2 protein-coding genes are annotated in these 460 nt (G+C 69.3%); both read right to left on the reverse strand.

Features of this window, described 5'->3' with window-relative positions; all coding sequences use genetic code 11:
- On the reverse strand, positions 1-156 hold a 156-nt coding region (locus G3I71_RS47285), incomplete at its 3' end, for an uL14 family ribosomal protein (protein ID WP_203733150.1).
- Between the two features lie 175 nt (positions 157-331).
- Positions 332-460 (reverse strand): uS17 family ribosomal protein (locus G3I71_RS47290; RefSeq protein ID WP_164325119.1); only part of this gene is annotated, 129 nt, incomplete at its 5' end.

Raw genomic sequence — 460 nt, forward strand, 5'->3', positions numbered from 1 at the left:
TACGTTGGCGCCGGGGATCGGGTCCTTGACGGTGGCGACGATGACGTCGCCGATACCGGCGTAGCGACGGCCGGAGCCGCCGAGCACACGGATGCAGAGAATCTCCTTCGCACCCGTGTTGTCGGCGACACGCAGTCGCGACTCCTGCTGGATCATCTAGCTACTCCTGTCGTCTGGCGGGTTCTCGGTCAGCCGTGGCGCCGAGCCTGGCCATACGGATGGTTGCCGTGGTGCACACGCCGCGGGCGGGCGGGCCCGCCCGCGCCGTGGGCAACTGTCATGGTGCTGCTTGCAGGTGCCGGCGACCCCACGAGGGGGCCGCCGGCCCGTGTCACTTGGCCTTCTCGAGGATCTCGACGACGCGCCAGCGCTTGGTCGCCGACAGCGGCCGGGTCTCCATGATCTCGACCAGGTCGCCGATGCCGGCGCCGTTCAGCTCGTCGTGCGCCTTCACCTTGCT

This window comes from Streptomyces sp. SID12501, assembly GCF_010550245.1.
Lineage (GTDB): Bacteria > Actinomycetota > Actinomycetes > Streptomycetales > Streptomycetaceae > Streptomyces.